Origin of the sequence: Mycobacterium sp. E740 (assembly GCF_001672895.1) — a bacterium.
Taxonomy (GTDB): Bacteria; Actinomycetota; Actinomycetes; order Mycobacteriales; family Mycobacteriaceae; genus Mycobacterium.
This window is the reverse complement of record NZ_LZKP01000140.1, coordinates 1-21240: the sequence shown is the minus strand read 5'-3', so window position 1 is coordinate 21240 and position 21240 is coordinate 1. Positions and strand designations below refer to the sequence as shown.

General features: G+C 68.6%; 22 protein-coding genes and 3 pseudogenes. 11 read left to right on the top strand and 14 right to left on the bottom strand.

The genetic code is table 11. The features are described 5' to 3' along the window. Positions 1-72: 72 nt before the first annotated feature. Complete coding sequence (gene hemW, locus A5663_RS13295) at positions 73-1260, bottom strand: radical SAM family heme chaperone HemW (RefSeq protein ID WP_068149427.1); 1188 nt, start codon at positions 1258-1260, stop codon at positions 73-75. On the opposite strand from hemW, the gene A5663_RS23830 reads away from it, so the two are divergent. From A5663_RS23830 to A5663_RS13280, 4 genes are all read left to right on the top strand, one after another. Further along, positions 1171-1449: an Ms4527A family Cys-rich leader peptide gene (locus A5663_RS23830; protein ID WP_369816630.1), complete on the top strand. Its 279-nt coding sequence runs from the start codon at positions 1171-1173 to the stop codon at positions 1447-1449. The two genes, hemW and A5663_RS23830, sit on opposite strands and share 90 nt — an antisense overlap. A 120-nt stretch (positions 1450-1569) precedes the next feature. Then, a complete protein-coding gene (locus A5663_RS13290; protein ID WP_068149424.1) occupies positions 1570-3246 on the top strand; it encodes a nitrite/sulfite reductase in 1677 nt (558 codons plus the stop codon). Then, complete coding sequence (locus A5663_RS13285; protein ID WP_156744473.1) at positions 3243-3950, top strand: phosphoadenylyl-sulfate reductase; 708 nt, start codon at positions 3243-3245, stop codon at positions 3948-3950. The genes A5663_RS13290 and A5663_RS13285 overlap by 4 nt, the downstream gene beginning before the upstream one ends. Then, entirely contained in the window at positions 3929-4660 is a 732-nt protein-coding gene (locus A5663_RS13280; RefSeq protein ID WP_082974114.1) for a sirohydrochlorin chelatase, read from the top strand. The genes A5663_RS13285 and A5663_RS13280 overlap by 22 nt, the downstream gene beginning before the upstream one ends. A 2-nt stretch (positions 4661-4662) precedes the next feature. On the opposite strand, the gene A5663_RS13275 is transcribed toward A5663_RS13280, so the two are convergent. The 7 genes from A5663_RS13275 to A5663_RS13250 form a co-directional block, all read right to left on the bottom strand. Further along, positions 4663-5727 carry a trans-aconitate 2-methyltransferase gene (locus tag A5663_RS13275; RefSeq protein ID WP_068149421.1) on the bottom strand — a complete coding sequence of 355 codons (1065 nt, stop codon included), beginning with the start codon at positions 5725-5727 and terminating at the stop codon, positions 4663-4665. Between the two features lie 65 nt (positions 5728-5792). Next, entirely contained in the window at positions 5793-6848 is a 1056-nt protein-coding gene (locus A5663_RS13270) for a sulfate/molybdate ABC transporter ATP-binding protein (RefSeq protein ID WP_068149447.1), read from the bottom strand. Positions 6849-6862: 14 nt separating this feature from the next. Then, positions 6863-7681 carry a sulfate ABC transporter permease subunit CysW gene (gene cysW, locus A5663_RS13265; protein WP_068149418.1) on the bottom strand — a complete coding sequence of 273 codons (819 nt, stop codon included), beginning with the start codon at positions 7679-7681 and terminating at the stop codon, positions 6863-6865. After that, positions 7678-8562, bottom strand: a complete 885-nt coding sequence (gene cysT / locus A5663_RS13260; protein WP_068149415.1) for a sulfate ABC transporter permease subunit CysT — start codon at positions 8560-8562, stop codon at positions 7678-7680. Before cysT ends, cysW begins: the two co-directional genes overlap by 4 nt. Beyond that, positions 8559-9587 (bottom strand): sulfate ABC transporter substrate-binding protein, encoded by a 1029-nt coding sequence (locus A5663_RS13255; RefSeq protein WP_068149411.1) that lies wholly within the window; start codon positions 9585-9587, stop codon positions 8559-8561. Before A5663_RS13255 ends, cysT begins: the two co-directional genes overlap by 4 nt. 114 nt (positions 9588-9701) lie before the next feature. Next, the gene (locus A5663_RS23825; protein WP_369816629.1) at positions 9702-9794 is read right to left on the bottom strand and encodes an Ms4533A family Cys-rich leader peptide; all 93 of its coding nucleotides are present in this window, start codon (positions 9792-9794) and stop codon (positions 9702-9704) included. Between the two features lie 140 nt (positions 9795-9934). Then, complete coding sequence (locus A5663_RS13250; RefSeq protein WP_068149408.1) at positions 9935-10132, bottom strand: hypothetical protein; 198 nt, start codon at positions 10130-10132, stop codon at positions 9935-9937. A gap of 32 nt (positions 10133-10164) precedes the next feature. Here A5663_RS13250 and A5663_RS13245 point away from each other — a divergent pair, with 32 nt between their 5' ends. The 3 genes from A5663_RS13245 to A5663_RS13235 all read left to right on the top strand — a co-directional run bounded on the left by A5663_RS13245 (position 10165) and on the right by A5663_RS13235 (position 13849). After that, positions 10165-11382 carry an FAD-dependent oxidoreductase gene (locus A5663_RS13245; protein WP_068149406.1) on the top strand — a complete coding sequence of 406 codons (1218 nt, stop codon included), beginning with the start codon at positions 10165-10167 and terminating at the stop codon, positions 11380-11382. Between the two features lie 66 nt (positions 11383-11448). Next, positions 11449-13485 carry a glycoside hydrolase family 15 protein gene (locus A5663_RS13240; RefSeq protein ID WP_068149404.1) on the top strand — a complete coding sequence of 679 codons (2037 nt, stop codon included), beginning with the start codon at positions 11449-11451 and terminating at the stop codon, positions 13483-13485. Positions 13486-13597: 112 nt separating this feature from the next. Next, positions 13598-13849 (top strand): ANTAR domain-containing protein, encoded by a 252-nt coding sequence (locus tag A5663_RS13235; protein WP_068149444.1) that lies wholly within the window; start codon positions 13598-13600, stop codon positions 13847-13849. A gap of 62 nt (positions 13850-13911) precedes the next feature. Here the strand turns inward: A5663_RS13235 and A5663_RS13230 are convergent, their stop codons facing one another. Together A5663_RS13230 and lepA are read right to left on the bottom strand one after the other, a co-directional pair. After that, positions 13912-14637, bottom strand: coding sequence for a sensor domain-containing protein (locus tag A5663_RS13230; RefSeq protein ID WP_068149401.1), 726 nt, complete (start codon positions 14635-14637; stop codon positions 13912-13914). Positions 14638-14642: 5 nt separating this feature from the next. Then, a pseudogene (lepA, locus tag A5663_RS13225) lies at positions 14643-16564 on the bottom strand (translation elongation factor 4). Between the two features lie 32 nt (positions 16565-16596). On the opposite strand from lepA, the gene A5663_RS13220 reads away from it, so the two are divergent. After that, on the top strand, positions 16597-17193 hold the full coding sequence (locus tag A5663_RS13220) for a type II toxin-antitoxin system PemK/MazF family toxin (protein ID WP_068149393.1): 597 nt from the start codon (positions 16597-16599) through the stop codon (positions 17191-17193). 97 nt (positions 17194-17290) lie between these two features. Here A5663_RS13220 and A5663_RS13215 read toward each other — a convergent pair whose 3' ends face one another. Further along, positions 17291-17848, bottom strand: coding sequence for a GNAT family N-acetyltransferase (locus A5663_RS13215; protein ID WP_082974115.1), 558 nt, complete (start codon positions 17846-17848; stop codon positions 17291-17293). Positions 17849-17888: 40 nt separating this feature from the next. Further along, entirely contained in the window at positions 17889-18317 is a 429-nt protein-coding gene (locus A5663_RS13210) for a CBS domain-containing protein (protein ID WP_068149387.1), read from the bottom strand. A 119-nt stretch (positions 18318-18436) separates the two neighbouring features. Between A5663_RS13210 and A5663_RS13205 the strand changes: the two genes are divergently transcribed. Both A5663_RS13205 and rpsT read left to right on the top strand, forming a co-directional pair. Next, a complete protein-coding gene (locus A5663_RS13205) occupies positions 18437-19297 on the top strand; it encodes a ribonuclease Z (protein ID WP_068149440.1) in 861 nt (286 codons plus the stop codon). A gap of 142 nt (positions 19298-19439) precedes the next feature. Further along, on the top strand, positions 19440-19700 hold the full coding sequence (gene rpsT, locus A5663_RS13200; protein ID WP_068149383.1) for a 30S ribosomal protein S20: 261 nt from the start codon (positions 19440-19442) through the stop codon (positions 19698-19700). Between the two features lie 4 nt (positions 19701-19704). Here the strand turns inward: rpsT and holA are convergent, their stop codons facing one another. Both holA and A5663_RS13190 read right to left on the bottom strand, forming a co-directional pair. Next, positions 19705-20646, bottom strand: a complete 942-nt coding sequence (holA, locus tag A5663_RS13195) for a DNA polymerase III subunit delta (protein ID WP_197503389.1) — start codon at positions 20644-20646, stop codon at positions 19705-19707. A gap of 14 nt (positions 20647-20660) precedes the next feature. Next, positions 20661-21059 (bottom strand): annotated as a pseudogene (locus A5663_RS13190) (ComEC/Rec2 family competence protein); the annotation flags it as partial. Between A5663_RS13190 and A5663_RS22635 the strand changes: the two are divergent. Beyond that, positions 21053-21240 (top strand): annotated as a pseudogene (locus tag A5663_RS22635) (ComEC/Rec2 family competence protein); the annotation flags it as partial. The pseudogenes A5663_RS13190 and A5663_RS22635 sit on opposite strands and share 7 nt — an antisense overlap.

The following is a 21240-nucleotide window of genomic DNA, read 5'->3' as shown; positions in this document are numbered from 1 at the left end:
CCGCCGCGCCATGGCGGACATATTGGCACAACCGCGCCCGGTTTGGGGATCTACCGCTGCCCGTTGGCGGAATCAGTCGAGCAGGTCGCGGACCACCGCGTCGGCCAGCAGCCGGCCGCGGCCGGTGAGCACCAGCCGGTCGGCCGCCCGCGTCAGCAGCCCGTCGGCGACGATGCGGTCCGCCCGCTGCCGTTCGGACTCCGTGAGCGCGCCGACCGGCAGCCCGTCGCGCAGCCGGACCCGCAGCATCACGTCCTCGATGTGCATGGTGGCCTCGTCCAGCCGCTCGTAGTCGGCCACCGGCAACCGGGAGTCGGCCAGCGATTGCGCATAGGCGTTGGGGTGCTTGGTGTTCCACCACCGGACCCCGTCGACGAAGCCGTGGGCTCCCGGTCCGGCGCCCCACCACTGACCGCCGCTCCAATAGCCGATGTTGTGCCGGCACTCACCGCCCGGCCTGCTCCAGTTGGACACCTCGTACCAATCGAAACCGGCGCCGGCCAAGTGCGCGTCGATCAGCTCGTAGCGGCGGGCCAGCACGTCGTCGTCCGGCGCAGCAAGCTCGCCGCGGCGCACGCGGCGGGCCATCGCCGTGCCGTCCTCGACGACCAGTGCGTAGGCCGAGACGTGATCTACCCCCGCCTCGAGGACGGTGTCGACCGAGCGCCGCAGGTCGTCGTCGGACTCACCGGGCGTGCCGTAGATGAGGTCGAGGTTGACGTGCTCGAACCCGGCTAGGCCGGCTTCTCGCGCCGCCTCGAGCGCCCGGCCGGGCGAGTGTGTCCGGTCCAGCGCCCCCAGCACGTGCGGCGCCGCCGACTGCATACCCAGCGATACCCGGGTGTAGCCGGCCGCGTGAAGCTCGTCGAACAACTGCGGCGAGGTCGACTCCGGGTTCGCCTCGGTGGTCACCTCCGCGCCGCGGGCCAGCGAAAACTGGTCGCGGACGGCGTCCAGCACCTCGGCGAGGCGGGCCCCGCCCAGCAGCGACGGCGTCCCGCCGCCGACGAAGATCGTGTCGACCTCGGGGGCGCGGTGCAGGTGCCGCGCCGCCTGCGCCAGTTCGGCGCGCAGCGCCGCCAGCCAGCCGTCGGGGTTCGCCCCGCCCAGCTCGGCCGGCGTATAGGTGTTGAAGTCGCAGTATCCGCAACGGGTGGCGCAGAACGGCACGTGGATGTAGACGCCGAACGGCCGGCCCCGCGGCGGGCTCATCGCCGGCAGCGCGACCACCGGCGAGCTGGGGGCGTTTCCAGCGGTCATACCGCCAGTTTCGCAGACCCGGGTTTCGCTCACGGTGAGCGCAAATCTCCCCCGGTTAGGGCTGATGCGGGGGTCCGTGGCACAATCGACGTCGTGAGTGCCCGCCGCATCTTCCCCAAGCGCGTATCGCTGGTGGCGCGTCGGCACGTCGATTTCAAGCGCGTCTGTACCTGTTGTTGTCTGCCTTGATGCGTTCGATCTAGGACCCAGCCCACCCCGTACGTACAGCTGGCCGCCGGATCTGCGCCGTCGGACAGCCACCGCTGATCACGCGCGATCCGAACGCCGGCTCCACCGAGGAGCCAATTCATGACCACGACGGAATCCAAGCCCGCCAAGCGCACGCGCGCCGAGGGCCAGTGGAAACTCGGCTACCGCGAACCGCTCAACGCCAACGAGCAGCTCAAGAAGGACGACGACGCCCTGAACGTGCGGGCGCGCATCCTCGACGTCTACTCCAAGACCGGGTTCGACGGCATCGACAAGACCGACCTGCGCGGCCGCTTTCGCTGGATGGGCCTCTACACCCAGCGCGAGCAGGGCTACGACGGCACCTGGACCGGTGACGAGAACGCCGATCTGCTCGAGGCCAAGTACTTCATGATGCGGGTGCGCTGCGACGGCAAGGCGCTGTCGGCCGCCGCGCTGCGCACCCTGGGCCAGATCTCGATCGACTTCGCCCGCGACACCGCAGACATCTCCGACCGGATGAACTTGCAGTATCACTGGCTCGAGGTCGAGAACGTGCCGGAGATCTGGGAGCGGCTGGCCGCTCACGACCTGCAGACCACCGAGGCCTGCGGCGACTGCCCGCGCGGCATGCTGGGATCGCCGCTGGCGGGGCTGTCCCTCGATGAGGTGCTCGATCCGACCCCCGCGCTCGACGAGATCGTGCGCCGCTACATCGGCAACCCCGAGTACTCGAACCTGCCGCGCAAGTACAAGACCGCGATCTCGGGGTTGCAGGACGTCGCCCACGAGGTCAACGACATCTCGTTCATCGGGGTCAACCACCCCGAGCACGGCCCCGGGCTCGATCTGTGGGTAGGTGGCGGCTTGTCGACCAACCCGATGCTGGCCCAGCGGCTCGGTGCGTGGGTTCCGCTCGACGAGGTGCCCGACGTCTGGGAGGCAGTCACCGCGGTGTTCCGCGACTACGGCTACCGCCGGCTGCGCTCCAAGGCCCGGCTGAAGTTCTTGATCAAGGACTGGGGTGTCGAAAAGTTCCGTCAGGTGCTCGAGGACGAGTACCTGGGCCGCAAGCTGATCGACGGGCCCGCGCCCGAGCCGGTCAAGCATCCGATCGACCATGTCGGCATCCAGAAACTCAAGAACGGGCTGAACGCCGTCGGCGTCGCGCCGATCGCCGGGCGCGTGTCGGGCACGATCCTCACCCAGGTGGCCGACCTCGCCGAAGCCGCGGGCTCGGACCGGATCCGGTTCACCCCGTACCAGAAGCTGATCATCCTCGACGTGCCCGACGACAAGGTCGGCGAGCTCTCTACGGGGCTCGAGGCGCTCGGGTTGCCGCCGGAGCCGTCGCACTGGCGCAAGAACCTGATGGCCTGCACCGGCATCGAGTTCTGCAAGCTGTCGTTCACCGAGACGCGCACCCGCGCGCAGGTGTTGGTGCCCGAACTGGAGAAGCGGCTCGAGGACATCAACGCGCAACTCGACGTGCCGATCACGGTCAACATCAACGGCTGCCCAAACTCGTGTGCCCGCATTCAGGTCGCCGACATCGGGTTCAAGGGCCAGATGGTCGACGACGGTGAGGGCAACTCGGTCGAGGGGTTCCAGGTCCACCTCGGCGGCAGCCTCGGCCTGGACAGCGGCTTCGGCCGCAAGCTGCGCCAGCACAAGGTGCTCTCGAGCGAGCTCGGCGACTACATCGACCGGGTCGTCCGCAACTTCGTGAAACAACGTGAGCACGGTGAGCGTTTCGCTACGTGGGCGTTGCGAGCAGACGAAGCGGATTTGAGGTGAACTGGGTGACGACGACGGAGACCGACCTTCAGGCACTCGCCGAGCGGGGCGCGGCCGAACTCGACGGCGCCAGTGCAGTGGACCTGCTGCGCTGGACCGACGAGAACTTCGGCGGCCAGTACGTCGTGGCGTCCAACATGCAGGACGCTGTGCTCGTCGACCTGGCGGCCAAGGTGCGTCCCGGCGTGGACGTGCTCTTCCTCGACACCGGCTATCACTTCGTCGAGACGATCGGCACGCGCGACGCGGTCGAGGCGGTCTACGACGTCAACATCGTCAACGTCACGCCGGAGCACAGCGTTGCCGAGCAGGACGAACTGTTCGGCAAGAACCTGTTCGCCCGCGAGGCAGGTGAGTGCTGCCGGATGCGCAAGGTCGCCCCGCTGTCCAAGGCGCTGCGCGGCTATTCCGCGTGGGTGACCGGCATCCGCCGGGTGGAGGCGCCGACTCGCGCCAACGCCCCGCTGATCAGCTGGGACAAGGCGTTCGGGCTGGTGAAGATCAACCCGCTGGCGGCCTGGACCGACGAGGAGATGGAGGCCTACATCGAGGCCAACGGCGTGCTCGTCAATCCGCTTGTGTACGAGGGATATCCGTCGATCGGCTGCGCGCCGTGCACGGCGAAGCCGGCCGACGGGGCCGATCCACGCAGCGGGCGCTGGGCGGGCACGTCGAAGACGGAATGCGGGCTGCACGCGTCGTGACCGAGCTGCCCTTGGTCCTCACCGCGCACGGCAGCGCCGACCCGCGGTCGGCGGCGGTGACGCATGCGGTCGCCGGGCGGATCCGACGGTTGCGGCCGTGGCTCGACGTGCGCGCCGCGTTTCTCGAGCAGAACGGGCCTCATCTGCATGACGTGTTGTGTGAGGTGAACGGCGCCGGTGTGGTCGTACCGTTCCTGCTCGCCAGTGCGTTTCATGCCCGCGTGGACATCCCCGCGGTGATCGAGCAGTCGGGTGCGTTGGTCGACCAAGCGGACGTGCTCGGCGAGGACCCGGCGCTGTTGACCGTGCTGCGCCAGCGACTGGCCGAACTCGGCACCTCCCCGGATGACGACGGCCTGGGAGTCCTGGTCGTCGCGGTGGGCTCGTCGCGCCCGGCCGCGAACGCCCGGACCGCGACGGTGGCCCGCGCCCTGGGCACGGGAACCCGTTGGGCCGGAGCCGAAGTCGCGTTCGCCACCGGACCGTACGCGAACCTCGCCGCGACGGCCGCGCGCCTGCGCGCCCGTGGCGCCGAACGGCTGGCCATCGCGCCGTGGTTCCTGGCGCACGGACGGATCACCGATCGCATCGCCGATTACGCTGCGGCAGAGGGAATTCCGATGGCCGAGCCGCTCGGCTCGCACAACCTCGTCGCGGCGACCGTGCTGGACCGCTACGACGCGGTCACCGCGGGCGCCGTCGCCGCCTGACCTCAGGGCCGGATCTCGAACACGTTGTTGAACGGCGTCTGCGCGGCCAGCCGGAAGCGGCTGAACCCGGCCGTCGTCACCACGTCGCGGATCCGTGCCGGCCCCGCCTGGGTGCCCAGTGCCAGTCCGACGGGCTGCGCCAGCGACGAGGGCGTGCACAACAGCGTGGAGAAGCCGTAGTACGCGCGCCCGACCGGGTTGAGGTTGTCTTCCACCCGGTCACCGGCGGCCGGTTCGACGACCATCCACGTGCCGTCCTCGGCGATGACGTCGCGCACATGGCGTGCCGCACCGATCGGATCGCCCATGTCATGCAGGCAGTCGAACATCGTCACCAGGTCATATGGGCCGCCGCCGAAGGTGTCCGCGTCTGCGGCCAGAAACTCGACCGTGCCGGCCGAGCGCTCCCGGGCCACCGCGATCGACTCTGCGTGGCCGTCCGTGCCGACGAACGTCGAGGCCGGAAAGGCTTGAGCCATCAGGATTGTCGACGCCCCGTGGCCGCAGCCGACGTCGGCGACCCGCGCACCGGACGTCAGTTTGGCCATGACGCCGTCCAGCGCGGGCAGCCAGTCGTCGACCAGATGCGCGGCATACGTCGGGCGGAAGAACCGCTCACAGCCGACGTGGACGTCGGAGTTGTGCCGGCCCCATCCGACACCACGGCCGGCGCGGGCGGCCTCGATGATCTGCCCCGCGTCCGTCACCGTTCCGTGCGCGATCTGGAACAGGCCGCCGACGAAGGCCGGGCTGGACTCGTCGGTGAGCGCCACTGCCTGCTCCGGAGGCAGGCGGTAACGCCCGCTCGACGGTTCGTACTCCACGAACGACCCCGCGGCCTGCGCGTTGAGCCACTCCCTGGCGTAGCGCGCGTCAGTGTCGGTGCGCTCGGCCAGTTCGGTGGGCGTGCTGGGCCCGTGCTCGGCCAGCGACCGGTAGTAGCCGAGCCGGTCGCCCATGACCACGAGCGCACAGTTGAGGGCGGCGCCGGCCTCCTCGACCGCACGGAACACGAAGGCCATCAGCTTGTCTGGGTCGGCCTGGACGGGTGTGGTGAGTGTGTTCATAGGGCGACTGAACCACCGCCGCACCTGACGGTCATGGGGCGATTGCCCCATCTTCACGCGGGCGGTCAGGCCTTCGTCAGTGCCCCGTCGTCGGCGGTGTCGCTGTCCGGAATCCGGTTGCCGCCGGGCAACGGCGGCACTCTGGTCGCGCGCACGTACACCGTGTCGCCCGCTTTGAGACCGAGCGCCTCGGCGTCGCCGCGGGTGATCTGTGCGGTGAACGGGATCTGGTCGGTGGTGCTGTGCAACTCGACCCGGACCTCGAACCCGAGCATGACGATCCGGTCGATAACGGCGCGCACCACTCCGGTCGCCCGGACCGAGTCGTCGCTGGTCGCGATCGCCATATCCGGATTGCGGCCCACGCGGATGTCGTGCGGACGGACCAGTGACCCGTTGAGCGAGGAAACTGCACCGAGGAACGACATCACGAACGCGTTGGCCGGTGCGTCGTAGACCTCTGCGGGTGAACCGACCTGCTCGATGCGGCCCTTGTTGAGCACCGCGATCCGGTCAGCGACGTCGAGCGCCTCGGACTGGTCGTGCGTGACCAGCACCGTGGTGACGTCGACCTCGTCGTGCAGCCGGCGCAGCCAGGCCCGCAGGTCCTCGCGCACCTTGGCGTCGAGCGCGCCGAACGGCTCGTCGAGCAGCAGCACCTGCGGGTCGACGGCGAGCGCGCGCGCCAACGCCATGCGCTGGCGCTGGCCACCGGAGAGCTGATTCGGATAGCGGGTCTGAAAACCGGCCAGCCCCACCACTTCCAGGAGGTTGTCGACCTTCTCGGTGATCTCGGCCTTGGGCCGCTTACGGATCTTGAGCCCGAACGCGACGTTGTCGCGCACCGTCAGGTGCTTGAACGCCGCGTAATGCTGGAACACGAAGCCGATACCGCGCCGCTGCGGCGGCACGTTCGTGACGTCGCGCCCGTTGATCGTGATGGTGCCGGTGTCGGGCTGGTCCAGACCGGCGATGGCCCGCAGCAGCGTGGACTTACCCGACCCGCTGGGGCCCAGCAGCGCGGTGAGCGAACCGGAGGGCACCTCGAAGTCGACGTCGTCCAGCGCCGCGAAGTCGCCGTAGTGTTTGTTGGCGCCGCGCACGACGATTGCGTCGGTCATCTCGTTCCTTCCCGTCATGCCTTCTTGCTCGCTCTGTCCCGGCGAGCGTCGAGCACCACCTGCGCAACCAGCACCACCACCGCGACGGTCATCAACAGCGTCGAGACCGCGTAGGCACCGTACTCCGCGCCGCGGTTGTACCGGTCCGATACCAACAGTGTGAGCGTTTGAGACGTGCCCGGCAGGTTGGACGACACCATGAGCACCGCGCCGTACTCACCGAGGGTGCGCGCGATCGTCAGCACGATGCCGTAGGTCAACCCCCAGCGGATGGACGGCAGCGTGATCCGCCAGAACGTCTGCCACCACTGCGAGCCCAGCGTGGCCGCGGCCTCTTCCTGGTCGGTGCCGATCTCGTGCAGGACCGGTTCGACCTCACGGATCACGAACGGCACCGTGACGAAGACGCTGGCCAGCACAATGCCCGGAAAACCGAAGATGATCTTGAAACCGAGGTTGTTCTCGACGAAGCCGAACAACCCGGCCGAGCCCCACAGCAGGATCAGCGCGACGCCCACGACGACCGGCGACACCGCGAACGGCAGGTCGATCACCGCCTGCAACGCGCTCTTGCCGCGGAACTTGTTGCGCGCCAAGACCAACGCCGTCGGCACACCGAACAGGACGTTGAGCGGCACCACGATCGCGACCACCAGCAGCGACAGTTGCAGAGCCGAGATGGCCGCGGGTGTGGTGATCGACGCGACGAACTCACCGACGCCGGGTGAGAACGTGCGCCACAGGATCAGGCCCACCGGCACGACGACCAGCACGGCGACGTAGGCCAGTGCGAGGTAGCGCAGCAGGTGCTTCAGTGCCGGTGACAGGATCATCGCGCCAACTCGTCGCGTTTGGCGGCCCGTGACCCAACGGCGCGCAGGATGAACAGCACAACGAACGAAATCAGCAGCAGCACAATGGATATCGCGGCCGCCCCGGTGCGGTCGTCGTTCTCGATCAGCGTCCTGATCCACTGCGACGACACTTCGGTCTCGCCGGGCACCGCACCGCCGATGAGCACCACCGAACCGAACTCGCCGATCGCGCGGGAGAACGCCAGACCGGCGCCGGACAGCAGCGACGGCAGCAGCGCGGGCAGCATCACCCGGGTGAAGATGATCCAGTTGTTGGCGCCGAGCGACGCCGCCGCCTCCTCGATCTCGCGGTCCAGCTCCAGCAGCACCGGTTGCACGGAGCGCACGACGAACGGCAACGTGACGAACAGCAGCGCCACCCCGATGCCCCATCGCGTGTGCTGCAGGTGCAGGCCGACGGGGCTGGCCGGACCGTAGAGCGCCAGCATCACGAGGCTGGCCACGATCGTCGGCAGCGCGAAGGGCAGGTCGATGACCGAGTCCACCAACCGCTTCCCGGGGAAGTCGTCGCGCGTCAACACCCACGCGACCAGCAGCCCGAACACCAGGTTGACCAGCGTGACGCCGACCGACACGGACAGCGTCACCCGGAACGACTCGACGGCCGCGTTCGAGGTGACCGATGCCCAGAACGCCTGCCATCCCCCGCCGGCCGCCTGCCACAGGATCGCGGCCAGTGGCAGCAGCACGATGATGCTCAGCCAGATCGACGCGGCGCCGACCCGCAGCGAGGTGGTTCCGTACCGGCCGGTCCAGCGGCCGGCCGGCCGGCCGTCGGCAGCGGGTTCGGAGCGGGCCGGGTCAGGATGGGGGCTCAAGGCAACCGGCGCTGGGGTCATCCGGTCGCCTGCTTGTAGATCTTCGTGATCTTGCCGTTGTCCTTGTCGAACAGGGCCGGGTCCACCTCGCTCCAACCCCCGAGATCGGCGATCGTCCACAGCTTCGCCGGCGTGGGGAAGTCACCGGCGAATTCCTGGGCGACGGCGGGGTCGACGGGCCGGAAGCCGGCCTGGGCCCAGACCTTCTGGCCTTCCGGGGTGTAGAGGAAGTTCTTCAGCGCGTTGGCCTCTTTCTGATGCGCGCTGGTGCTCACCACGGCCACGGGGTTCTCGATCCTGAACGTCTGCGGCGGGTTGACGTGCTCGACGGGCTTGCCTTGCCGCCCGATGTTGATCGCCTCGTTCTCGTAGCTCAACAACACGTCACCGGTCCCCTGGAGGAACACATCGGTGGCTTCGCGGCCGGACCCGGGCCGCGTCTTGACGTGCTCGGTGACCAGCTTGTTGACGTAGTCGATGCCGGCCTGCTCGTCTTGGTCGCCATTGCTTTTCGCGGCGTAGGGCGCGAGCAGGTTCCACTTCGCCGAACCCGAGCTGAGCGGGCTCGGGGTGACGACCTCGACACCGGGCTGCAGCAGATCGTCCCAGTCTCTGATGTTCTTGGGGTTGCCTTTACGGACCACCAGCGTCACGACGGACCCGAACGGGATGCCCTTCGTCGCATCGGCGTTCCAGTCCTTGGACACCTTGTCCGCCTTGACGAGCCGGGTGATGTCGGGTTCGACGGAGAAGTTCACGATGTCGGCGGGCTTGCCGTCGACGACGGCGCGCGACTGGTCGCCGGAGGCGCCGTAAGAGGTGGTGACGGCGACGCCCTTGCCTTCCGGTGTCGCGGCGAACGCCGGGAGGATCTTGCTCCAGCCCGGCTCGGGCACGGCGTAGGCGACCAGCGTGAGCGTCGTGTCGGCGTTGCCCCCGCCGTCGCCGCCAGCCACGTCACTCGATCCACCACCGCATGCGGCCAGCACTGTGGCGGTGGTGGCGAGCACCGCCGCGGCGCGCCAGGACTTGCGGATGTTGACCATCGGTGACCTTTCGTCGAGGGGACTTCGGTGGAACCCGGCCCGACGGGGAAAGCGATGGAGCGCTAGGAGGGCGTCATGCCACAGCCGTTACCGACATCGGGGACGGGTAGGGAGTCAGCAACAACAACAGACATCGGCGACAGCGCTCAAACCCACGGCAATGAGGGCCAGCACGTGGCCGCTCTTGTTGCCGGACGCTGTTTGCATGGCGCGAAGCCTAACAGAATCGGCACAATCCGCTCGGCGAAGGATTTCGGGGTGTCACCGGGTGAGCAGCCACATGACGAGCACCAGAAGCACCAGGGTGACGAGCACCAGCGTCACCCGTGAACGCGGCATCCCGCCGCTCACGGGTCCACCTCCCGGTCGTCGTGACGCACGTGGCGCCACAACCTGATCCCGTTGCCCAGCGCCCCGTCGAGCACGACCGCGACGCCGTAGGCCAGCGCGAGCACCACCGGCATGACGACCGCGGTCTGGGCGACGAACGGCAGGCCGGAGAGCCAGAGTTCGACGCCGTCCCACCAACTGAGGAAGCCGCCCACGCGGCCAGCCTAGGCGATGCGAAGATGGCCTCGTGTCCGCCGAGCGCACCACCTGCATCGTGGTAGGCGGCGGCCCGGCGGGCATGATGCTCTCGCTGTTGCTCGCCCGCGCCGGGATCGCCGTCACGGTGATGGAGAAGCACGCGGACTTCCTTCGCGACTTCCGTGGTGACACCGTGCACGCCAGCACACTTCGGCTGCTCGACGAGCTGGGGTTGGGCGACGAGTTCGCCCGCATTCCGCACCGCGAGATCGACACGCTGGCGATGACGGTGCAGGGCACCCAGGTCGTGATGGATCTACGGCGAATTCCCGGTCCGCACAAGCACATTGCGCTGGTTCCGCAATGGGACTTCCTCGAACTGCTGGCATCGGCAGCCGAGCGTGAGCCGTCCTTCACGCTGCTGCGCAGCACCGAGGTGCTCGGGCCCGTCTGTGCCGGTGACACCGTGGTGGGAGTCCGCTACCGCGGCGCCGACGGCGAGGTCCGCGAAATGCGCGCCGCGCTGACCGTGGCCTGCGACGGACGGTCGTCGACCCTGCGCACCGCGATGGGGCTCGAACCGAAGAACTTCGGCGTGCCGATGGATGTGTGGTGGTTCCGGGTGCCGCGCAACGCCGACGACCCGCACGGGCTCGCCGGCGTGCTGGGCGCGGGGCACGCGCAGATCGTCATCGACCGCGGCGACTACTTCCAGTGCGCCTACGTCATCCCCAAGGGCCGCGACGCGCAGCTGCGCGCGCAGGGCATCGAGTCGCTGCACCGCGGCGTGGTGGCCCTGGTGCCGTGGCTGGCCGGCCGCATCGGCGCGGTGACGTCGTTCGACGACGTGAAACTTCTCGACGTGCAACTCAACCGGCTCAGGCGCTGGTACACCGACGGACTGCTGCTCATCGGCGACGCCGCGCACGCGATGTCGCCGGTCGGCGGGGTGGGCATCAACCTGGCGGTGGCCGACGCGGTCGCGGCGGGCCGGATCCTGGCCGGCCCGCTGCGCTCGGGAACGGTGTCCACGAGGCCGCTGGCGCGGGTGCAGGCGCGGCGCTGGGCGCCGACCGCGCTGATCCAGTCGGTGCAGAAGATGATCCACCGCCGCGTCATCGCGGTCGCCGTCGCCTCGGCAGCCCCGGGCCGCCCGCCATTGCTGGTGCGCGTCGCCACCGCTCTTCCGTTGCTGCGAAGGGTCGCGGCCTACGGCGTGGCGGTCGGTCCCCTGCCCGAACACATCCCGGCGTTTGCCCGCCGGTGACACGCCGGGGCGCCCTACCTGCTCGATCTGTAGACGCCGGACACGTCGGCAGTCGATGATGTCGGCATGGTTCTGCACCAGACCGGGTCGCCGGACGGGTCCACGGAGACCGAGAACGGCTCTGCGCCCGCTCCTGCCGTCGTCGCGACCACCCCGCTGACCGTGACCGCGCCGACGCCGTACGCCCCCAGCGCGGGGTTGCGGAACCCCTTTCCGCCGATCGCCGACTACGCGTTCCTGTCCGACTGCGAGAACACCTGCCTGATCTCTTCGGCCGGGTCCGTCGAGTGGCTGTGCGTGCCGCGACCCGACTCGCCCAGCGTGTTCGGCGCGATCCTGGACCGCGGCGCCGGCCATTTCCGGCTCGGCCCCTACGGGGTGTCGGTGCCGTCGGCCCGCCGGTACCTGCCGGGCAGCCTGATCCTCGAGACGACGTGGCAGACCCACACCGGCTGGCTGATCGTGCGTGACGCGCTGGTGATGGGGCCGTGGCACGACCTCGAGGCCCGGTCGCGCACCCACCGCCGCACCCCGATGGACTGGGACGCCGAGCACATCCTGCTGCGCACGGTGCGATGTGTCAGCGGCACCGTCGAGCTGGTGATGAACTGCGAGCCGGCGTTCGACTACCACCGGGTTCCCGCGACGTGGGAGTACTCGGCGCAGGCCTATGGGGAGGCGATCGCGCGTGCCACCCGGGAGCCCGACGCGCACCCGACGCTGCGGCTCACCACGAACCTGCGGCTCGGTCTCGAGGGCCACGAGGCCCGGGCGCGCACCCGGATGAAGGAAGGCGACAACGTCTACGTCGCGCTGTCGTGGTCCAAGCATCCGGTGCCGCAGACCTACGACGAGGCCGCCGACCGGATGTGGCAGACCAGCGAGGCGTGGCGGCAGTGGATCAACGTCGGCGACTTCCCCGACCATCCGTGGCGGGCGTACCTGCAGCGAAGTGCGTTGACGCTCAAGGGTCTGACGTACTCACCGACCGGCGCGCTGCTGGCCGCCCCCACCACGTCGTTACCGGAAACGCCTCAGGGCGAACGCAATTGGGACTACCGCTACGCGTGGGTGCGTGACTCGACGTTCGCGCTGTGGGGCCTGTACACATTGGGCCTGGATCGCGAGGCCGACGACTTCTTCGCGTTCATCGCCGACGTGTCGGGCGCGAACAACGGTGAGCGCCATCCGCTTCAGGTGATGTACGCCGTCGGCGGCGAACGGACCCTGGTCGAGGAGGAACTGCACCACCTGTCCGGCTACGACGGCGCGCGGCCCGTGCGGATCGGCAACGGGGCCTACAACCAGATGCAGCACGACATCTGGGGCACGATGCTGGATTCGGTGTACCTGCACGCGAAGTCGCGCGAGCAGATCTCGGACACCCTGTGGCCGGTGCTCAAACAACAGGTCGAAGAGGCGATCAAGCATTGGAAGCAACCGGACCGCGGGATCTGGGAGGTGCGTGGCGAACCGCAGCACTTCACCAGTTCGAAGATCATGTGCTGGGTGGCGCTGGACCGCGGGTCGAAGCTGGCCGAGTTCCAGGGTGAGAAGTCCTACGCACAGCAGTGGCGGGCGATCGCCGAGGAGATCAAGGCCGACGTGCTCGAGCACGGCGTCGACAAGCGCGGGGTGCTGACCCAGCGCTACGGCGACGACGCGCTCGACGCCTCGCTGCTGTTGGCGGTGCTGACCCGGTTCCTGCCGCCCGACGACCCGCGGGTGCGGGCCACTGTGATGGCGATCGCCGACGAACTCACCGAGGAAGGCCTGGTGCTGCGCTACCGCGTCGAGGAGACCGATGACGGGTTGTCCGGCGAGGAGGGCACGTTCACGATCTGCTCGTTCTGGTTGGTGTCGGCGCTCGTCGAGATCGGCGAGATCAGCCGGGCGAAGCATCTGTGTGAGCGGCTGCTGTCGTTCGCCAGCCCGTTGCACCTCTACGCCGAGGAGATCGAGCCGCGCACCGGCCGCCACCTCGGCAACTTCCCGCAGGCGTTCACACATCTGGCGTTGATCAACGCCGTGGTGCACGTGATCCGCGCCGAGGAGGAAGCGGACAGCTCCGGGGTGTTCGTGCCTGCCAACGCGCCGATGTAGGCCGCTCGGCAGGCCGAAGTCGGTAGCGAAGCTGCGGCGGATTCGTTACGACTTTGCGTCTGCACGCGCCGAAATCTTCTCCGGCGGAAGGCCGGCGGTCACCATGACCGTCATGAGTTATCGCCCGGAATCGGATACTTCGCGACGCGTGATCGACGTGGCCACCGGCATCCTGGTCGGTCTGCGCGGGTGCACCCAACGCGAAGCGTTCGACGAACTGGTTCGCGTCGTCAACCAGACCGGCGTCGGAATCGGCACCACCGCAACCGGACTGGTCGCGCTGGCCAGCGGTCAGGCGCCGGCCGCCCACGCCGAGGCCGCCTGGGGTGAGCTGTTCGGCCGGCGGGAGCTGAGCACGGCGTAGCTCAGTGTCGGGTCCGTCGACGGTCAACGCACCGAGACGTCGGTCAAGCCGACACTCGAGCGCTACTTCGCGGGCGCGTTCGTGATCTTCTGCAGCATCAGGTCTGCGACTGCGGCGGCATCGCGGGCTCCGGTCGACTTGGGCCCGGCGTCGTCGGTGATCTCCACGTCCACGATGCAGTCCGCCGCGACGCCGAGCGCGCGCTGAACCGTCGAGCCGGCGTCCTGCATGACCACCGCCGACAAGATTCGGTTGTCGATGCCCACCTCGGTGATCCGGCTCAGGCCGTCGGCTCCGCGCTGGGGCTGGTGCAATACCAGCGTCTGGCCGTTGCACCGGTGCCACTTGTCCGCCGAGGCGGCGAAGAACGCCTGCGCGGCGTCGGCATCGCTGAACTCGGCGACTCCGAAGAAGCCGTTGGCCGTCGGGCCGCTCATGTCGCCGCCGGCCCACGACTGGCTGGCCACCGACAGCACCGGATTGCCTTGGTAGACAACCTTTTCCAGCCGATAGCCGGTGCTCACACAGTCGAGCGGGGCCGCCTCGGCCTCCCGCACGCTCTGCAACAACATGTCGGGACCGCCGGTGACCGGTCGGCCCATCAAACCGGTGGCGCCGAGCTTGGCGGTCAGTTCGTCAGAGGTCGGCAGGGCCTGGTCCAGCGCCCGGTGCGCAGACGGCTTGGCGGCCTCGGCGATGTGCACGACCGGCCGCTCGGCCGGCTGAGCCGAACAGCCGGCGAGTATCGCCACCGCACCCAGTCCCGCCGCCAGCGCCCCCGACCTCATCGGTACTACTTCTTGGCCTTGTCGGCGGACGAGTCGGTGGACAGGGCGGCGACGAACGCCTCCTGCGGCACCTCGACCCGGCCGATGGTCTTCATCCGCTTCTTGCCTTCCTTCTGCTTCTCCAGCAGCTTGCGCTTGCGCGTGATGTCGCCGCCGTAACACTTCGATAGCACGTCTTTGCGGATCGCGCGGATGTTTTCGCGAGCGATGATCTTCGATCCGATCGCCGCCTGCACCGGAACCTCGAACTGCTGACGCGGAATGAGCTCCTTGAGCTTGGTCGTCATCTTGTTGCCGTAGGCGTATGCCGACTCCTTGTGCACGATCGCGCTGAACGCGTCGACCGCCTCGCCCTGCAGCAGGATGTCGACCTTGACGAGGTCGGCCTCCTGCTCCCCTGCCTCCTCGTAGTCGAGGCTGGCGTAGCCGCGGGTGCGCGACTTCAGCGCGTCGAAGAAGTCGAAGATGATCTCGCCCAGCGGCATCGTGTAGCGCAACTCCACCCGCTCCGGTGAGAGGTAGTCCATGCCGCCGAGTTCACCGCGCCGCGACTGGCACAGCTCCATGATGGTCCCGATGAACTCGCTCGGCGCGATGATCGTGGTCTTGACCACCGGCTCGTAGACCGTGCGGATCTTGCCGTCGGGCCAGTCCGACGGGTTGGTCACGACGATCTCTTCACCGTCCTCCTTCTCCACCCGGTACACCACGTTGGGCGATGTGGAGATGAGGTCGAGGTTGAACTCGCGTTCCAGACGCTCGCGGGTGATCTCCATATGCAGGAGGCCCAGAAAGCCGCTGCGGAAACCGAATCCGAGTGCCACCGAGGTTTCCGGTTCATAGGTCAGCGCGGCGTCGTTGAGTTGCAGCTTGTCCAGCGCGTCGCGCAGATCCGGATAGTCTGAGCCGTCAACGGGATACAGCCCGGAGTAGACCATCGGGCGCGGCTCGCGGTATCCGGTGAGCGGTTCGGCCGCACCGTTGCGTGCGGTCGTGACGGTGTCACCGACCTTCGACTGGCGCACGTCCTTCACGCCGGTGATGAGGTAGCCGACCTCCCCAACACCCAAGCCCGCCGAGGCCTTGGGTTCCGGCGAGACGATGCCAACCTCGAGCAGTTCGTGCGTGGCGCCGGTCGACATCATCTTGATGCGCTCGCGCGGGACGATCTTGCCGTCGACGACACGGACGTAGGTGACCACGCCCCGGTAGGTGTCGTAGACGGAGTCGAAGATCATCGCCCTGGCCGGCGCGTCGGCGTCGCCGACCGGCGGGGGCACTTCACGCACGACGTGGTCGAGCAGGTCGGCCACGCCCACACCGGTCTTGCCCGACACCCGCAGCACGTCGGTGGGCTCACAACCGATGATGTGGGCGAGTTCGGCGGCGTAGCGGTCCGGATCGGCCGCGGGCAGGTCGATCTTGTTGAGCACCGGGATGATCTGCAGGTCGCGGTCCAGCGCCAGGTAGAGGTTCGCCAGCGTCTGCGCCTCGATGCCCTGGGCGGCGTCCACGAGCAGCACCGCGCCCTCACACGCCTCCAGCGCCCGCGACACCTCGTAGGTGAAGTCGACGTGGCCGGGGGTGTCGATCAGGTGCAGGACGTAGTCGCCCGCGCCCTCCCCTTCCTTGACGGTCCAGGGCAGCCGCACGTTCTGCGCCTTGATCGTGATGCCGCGCTCGCGCTCGATGTCCATCCGGTCGAGGTACTGGGCGCGCATGTCGCGATCGGCGACGACGCCGGTGAGTTGCAGCATCCGGTCGGCCAATGTCGACTTGCCGTGATCGATATGGGCGATGATGCAGAAGTTCCGGATCTGCGCCGGCGCAGTGAAGGTCTGATCGGCGAAACTGCTGATGGGAATCTCCTGGTAGGACTGCACTGAGGGTGCCCACAGCGTATCGAGGGCATGGCCTGCGCACACAATCGCGCGGTGGCGCCTCGCTTATGCTCGGGACATGGCTCCGGCGTGGAGGCCGTTCCAACGGTTCTTGAATGTGACCGAGCATTTGGTGTTCAACGAGGCACCGAAGCTCATCCGTCAGATCGGCCAGTCCGAAACCTTGCAGCGCGGTCTGCAGACCGGAATCCGGATCGGTATCGACGCGCTGGCCGGCGTGCCCGACGAGCCGCGCGCGATCACCGCGGGCAGGCCGATCAGCCGCAACTTCGTGCCGACCGCGCACCGCGCCCGCAAGGTGGTGTACGCACCCGCCCTGGACGGCCGCGCCGACCCGGGCGAGATCGTGTGGACCTGGGTCGTCTACGAGGACGACCCGACGCAGGGCAAGGACCGTCCCGTGCTCGTCGTGGGACGCGATCGGTCCACGCTGCTCGGCCTGATGCTGTCCAGCCGGGACCATCACCGCGACGACCCGAACTGGATCGGCATCGGAAGCGGCACCTGGGACTACGAGGGCCGGCAGAGTTGGGTGCGCCTGGACCGCGTGCTCGACGTTCCCGAGGCCGGCATCAGGCGCGAAGGCGCGATCCTCGCGCGCGAGAGGTTCGAAGCGGTCGCGGTCCGGCTCCGCACCGAATACTCCTGGAGCTAGGCCCCGTGTTCCCCCTGTTCCGCGAACGTGCGTGTTTGCACACGACACGCCGCGGATCTACAACATTCTGCGCACCCTCACGCGCGACGAGCGCGCGTTAACGCGGGTCACGCCACATCGGCCACAGGCTCGGGCCGCCGTCCGGCAGCGTGATCTCGCCGGTGACGCCGAAACCGAAGCGCTGGTAGTACGGGATGTTGTCGGGATTGCTCGACTCGAGGTAGGCGGGCGCGTACTCGGCGTCGCAGCGGTCCAGACGCGACCTCATGAGCGCCTGCCCGAATCCGGTGCCGCGGACCGTCGGGTCGCTGCCGATCACCCCGAGATACCAGTGCGGCTCCTCGGGATGATGCTTCTTCATCAGCTCCATGGCTTGTTGACCGCGGCGACCGTTGCGTCCGAAGGCCCGGATGAATGCGGGCATCATCCTCAGTTCCTGCAGACGCGTGTGCTTCCAGCGCCCCGGCGGATCCCACAGCGCCGCGGCACCGATGCTCGTGCCGCGTGCGATCTCGGCGCCTTCGGTGCGAAGGAAATGGTGGCGGATCATGGTCGCGAACATCCGCTCGAGACGACGTTCGCGCGCGGCGTCGTCAGGCAACATCCACGTCATCACGGGGTCGCGGTAGAAGGCGCGCGCGAGCACTCGGGACATCTCGCGCACCTGCCGACGCTCGGCCGGAGCGACGTCGACGTCAACCACGGGTGATGTAAGCCTGCAGGTGTTCCTGCTGCGCTTCGAGCTCTTCCATCCGCGTCTTGACCACGTCGCCGATGCTGACGATGCCCGCCAGTCTGCCGTCCTGCATCACCGGGACGTGCCGGACGCGGTTCGTCGTCATCAGAGCACTCAGACTGTCGACCGAATCGTCGGGCGCACAGGTGGCCACGAACCGGGTCATGATCTCCGACACCGGCCGCCGCAGCACGTCCGCACCCTGCATCGGCAGTGCCCGCACGACGTCGCGCTCGGAAACGATGCCCAGCACACCGTCGGGCGACACCACCACCATCGCGCCGATGTTGTGGATGGCCAACTCGGTGAGCAGTCCCGCGACCGACGTCTCCGGGGTAATCGTGGCCACCGCGGCGCCTTTGCTCCGCAACACGTCCGCGATCCGCATCCTTGCCTCCGCTCGTGATGTTCCTCACAGGCTAGGTCCAGGGACGGTCGGCGCGGAAGGGATTGGAGATTGCAACCGGGTCACGGCTGCGCGCGGCGGATTTCCGGTATATGTGGGCCATGATCGAGGTCACGCTGCTCGGCACCGGAAGCCCCATCCCCGACGCCCGCCGCGCAGGCCCCTCGACGCTGCTGCGGGCGGGTGGTCAGACATTTCTGGTCGACTGCGGCCGCGGAGTGCAACAACGATTGACGGCCGCCGGGGCCGCCGCGAGCGGGTTGTCGGCGCTGCTGCTGACGCACCTGCACAGCGACCACATCGCTGATCTGGGCGACGTGATCATCACGCGATGGATCTCCACTTTCACGCCCGATCCCGCGCCCCTGCCGATCATCGGGCCGCCGGGCACCGCCGAGGTGGTCGACGCGACGCTCAAGGCGTTCGGCTTCGACATCGGATACCGCATCGCCCATCACGCCGACCTGACGTCGCCGCCACCGGTGCAGGTGTACGAGTACACCGAAGGCGAGGTGTGGAACAGCGACGGCGTGCGCATCCTGGCTGCCCCCACCGACCACCGGCCCGTCACGCCGACGATCGGATTTCGCGTCGAGCACGCGGACGCCTCCGTGATACTGGCCGGCGACACGGTCCCGTGCCAGACTCTCGACGAACTGGCTGAGGGCGCGGGCGCCTTGGTGCACACGGTGATCCGCAAGGACCTGGTCGACAAGATGCCGGTGCAGCGCATCCGCGACATCTGCGACTACCACTCGTCAGTCGAGGAGGCCGCGGCGACCGCGGCGCGCGCAGGAGTCGGGATCCTCATCCTGACGCACTACGTGCCGGCCATCGAAGCCGGACAGGAAGACGATTGGCGCGCGCTCGCCGCGGCCCGGTTCGACCGGCAGATCGAACTCGGCGACGACCTGCATCGCGTCGAGGTGCACCCCGGTGTGGGCGCCAGGCCGGCCGACTGACATCACTGGCGTTTCAGCAGGCCAGCGCCGCCATTTTGGGCATTTTCCGGCAGCGCTGGTAACCTGAACCCTCGCTGCCCGCATGCCGGGCGCCTACCAGACTTTGGGAAACCCCTACCGGATTTACGAAGGACATACACGCGTGGCCAACATCAAGTCGCAGGAAAAGCGGATCAAGACCAACGAGCGCCGCAGGCTGCGCAACAAGTCGGTCAAGTCGTCGCTGCACACGGCGGTCCGCGGTTTCCGGGCGGCCGTCGAGGCCGGCGACAGGGAGAAGGCCGGCGAACTGCTGGCGTCGACCAGCCGCCAACTGGACAAGGCCGCCAGCAAGGGCGTCATCCACAAGAACCAGGCCGCGAACCGCAAGTCGGCGCTGGCTTCGGCCTTCAACAAGCTCTGATCGCTCAGTCCGAGACGAGTTCGGCGACTTTCCTGACCGTCGCCTCCAATGCGTAGTCCGCGTCGGCCGCGGCACCCTTGACGTCAGCGTTGAGCGCGGCCACCAACCGCATCGCCTCGGCGACCGAGGTGTTCGACCACCGGCGCGCCTGTTTCTGCGCCTTCTGCACGCGCCACGGCGGCATACCCAGCTCCGACGCCAACCGGTAGGGATCACCCGACAACGGCCGAACACGCGCGATGGTGTGCACCGCTTCGGCCAGCGCGTCGGCGAGCACCACGTGCGGTTCTCCGCGCATCATCGCCCAGCGCAGCGCTTCGGCGGCTCCGGCGACGTCGCCGCCAACCGCCTTGTCGGCGACGTCGAACCCCTTCACCTCGGCCTTGCCTGAGTGGTAGCGACGCACCGCCGCCGCGTCGACGGCCCCGCCGGTGTCGGTGACGAGCTGCGAACATGCCGACGCCAGTTCCCGGATGTCTGAGCCGACGGCATCGAGCACTGCGGTGACTGTGTCGTCGCCGACCTTGACCTTCAGGGCACGGAACTCCCGCCGGACGAAATCGGCGCGCTCCGCGGCTTTGGCGATGCGGGCGCACGGATGCACTTGCGCGCCAAGCTTTTTGAGCTGATCGGCCAGCGCCTTGGCGCGTCCACCCCCGGAGTGCACGACGACGAGCAGGGTGCCGGGCGGCAGGTCCGCCGCGGCGCCGGCGATCAAGGCGACCGCGTCCTTGCCGGCTTCAGCGGCCGACTCTAACACCACGACCCGTTCGTCGGCGAACAGCGACGGGCTCAGCAGTTCGGCCAGTTCGCTGGTGCTGACGTCACCCGCGCGCAGGCGATCGACCGGGATGTCGTGGGTGCCTGCCTGCTTGCGGGCATGCCGCAGAACCGCCGCGACTGCGCGTTCGACCAGCAGATCCTCGTCTCCGAGCACCAGGTGCAGCTGCGACGCTTCACTCACCCCACGATCGTGTCACGGCCGCCCGACAGGCTCGACACCGTCCACGCCAGCACGCAGATCGCGGCGGCACAAGCACCGAACCGCACCCATCGCCAGCGCCACGCCAGCACCGCCGCCACACCGGCGGCGCCAATCACCACGACACCCAGCAGCCCCGACGGCACCGGTACCGACGATCCCGGGACAGCCGCCGCCCACCGAGCCACATGCAGCAGCCACCACAACTCCGGCCCGGTGAACCGGATCAACAGCTCCGCGCCGGCGGGCCAGACGCAGCCCAGCGCGGCCGCGGCGGTGCCCGCGACAGTGATCGGCGGAATCGCCGGAGCCACCGCGATGTTCGCCGCGATCGACACGACGCTGAACACGCCCGCCATGCCGGCGACGAGCGGCGCTGGTCGTGCTCGCTCCGGTGTGGTCGCGGCGGCTCGTCGATCGCGGCTGGCCCAAGGCGGCGGCCGACGCGGTCAGTGTCGCCACGGCGGCGCAACTGGTCACCGCGCCGCTCGTCGCCGGCATGGCGGGCGTGTTCAGCGTCGTGTCGATCGCGGCGAACATCGCGGTGGCTCCGGCGAT

Coding starts and splice junctions, on each gene's coding strand:
- hemW (WP_068149427.1), bottom strand. CDS start 1,260: ATGACCGCTGGAAACGCCCCCAGCTCGCCGGTGGTCGCGCTGCCGGCG.
- A5663_RS13290 (WP_068149424.1), top strand. CDS start 1,570: ATGACCACGACGGAATCCAAGCCCGCCAAGCGCACGCGCGCCGAGGGC.
- A5663_RS13280 (WP_082974114.1), top strand. CDS start 3,929: ATGCGGGCTGCACGCGTCGTGACCGAGCTGCCCTTGGTCCTCACCGCG.
- A5663_RS13275 (WP_068149421.1), bottom strand. CDS start 5,727: ATGAACACACTCACCACACCCGTCCAGGCCGACCCAGACAAGCTGATG.
- A5663_RS13270 (WP_068149447.1), bottom strand. CDS start 6,848: ATGACCGACGCAATCGTCGTGCGCGGCGCCAACAAACACTACGGCGAC.
- cysW (WP_068149418.1), bottom strand. CDS start 7,681: ATGATCCTGTCACCGGCACTGAAGCACCTGCTGCGCTACCTCGCACTG.
- cysT (WP_068149415.1), bottom strand. CDS start 8,562: ATGACCCCAGCGCCGGTTGCCTTGAGCCCCCATCCTGACCCGGCCCGC.
- A5663_RS13255 (WP_068149411.1), bottom strand. CDS start 9,587: ATGGTCAACATCCGCAAGTCCTGGCGCGCCGCGGCGGTGCTCGCCACC.
- A5663_RS23825 (WP_369816629.1), bottom strand. CDS start 9,794: ATGCAAACAGCGTCCGGCAACAAGAGCGGCCACGTGCTGGCCCTCATT.
- A5663_RS13240 (WP_068149404.1), top strand. CDS start 11,449: ATGGTTCTGCACCAGACCGGGTCGCCGGACGGGTCCACGGAGACCGAG.
- A5663_RS13235 (WP_068149444.1), top strand. CDS start 13,598: ATGAGTTATCGCCCGGAATCGGATACTTCGCGACGCGTGATCGACGTG.
- A5663_RS13230 (WP_068149401.1), bottom strand. CDS start 14,637: ATGAGGTCGGGGGCGCTGGCGGCGGGACTGGGTGCGGTGGCGATACTC.
- A5663_RS13220 (WP_068149393.1), top strand. CDS start 16,597: ATGGCTCCGGCGTGGAGGCCGTTCCAACGGTTCTTGAATGTGACCGAG.
- A5663_RS13215 (WP_082974115.1), bottom strand. CDS start 17,848: ATGTCCCGAGTGCTCGCGCGCGCCTTCTACCGCGACCCCGTGATGACG.
- A5663_RS13210 (WP_068149387.1), bottom strand. CDS start 18,317: ATGCGGATCGCGGACGTGTTGCGGAGCAAAGGCGCCGCGGTGGCCACG.
- A5663_RS13205 (WP_068149440.1), top strand. CDS start 18,437: ATGATCGAGGTCACGCTGCTCGGCACCGGAAGCCCCATCCCCGACGCC.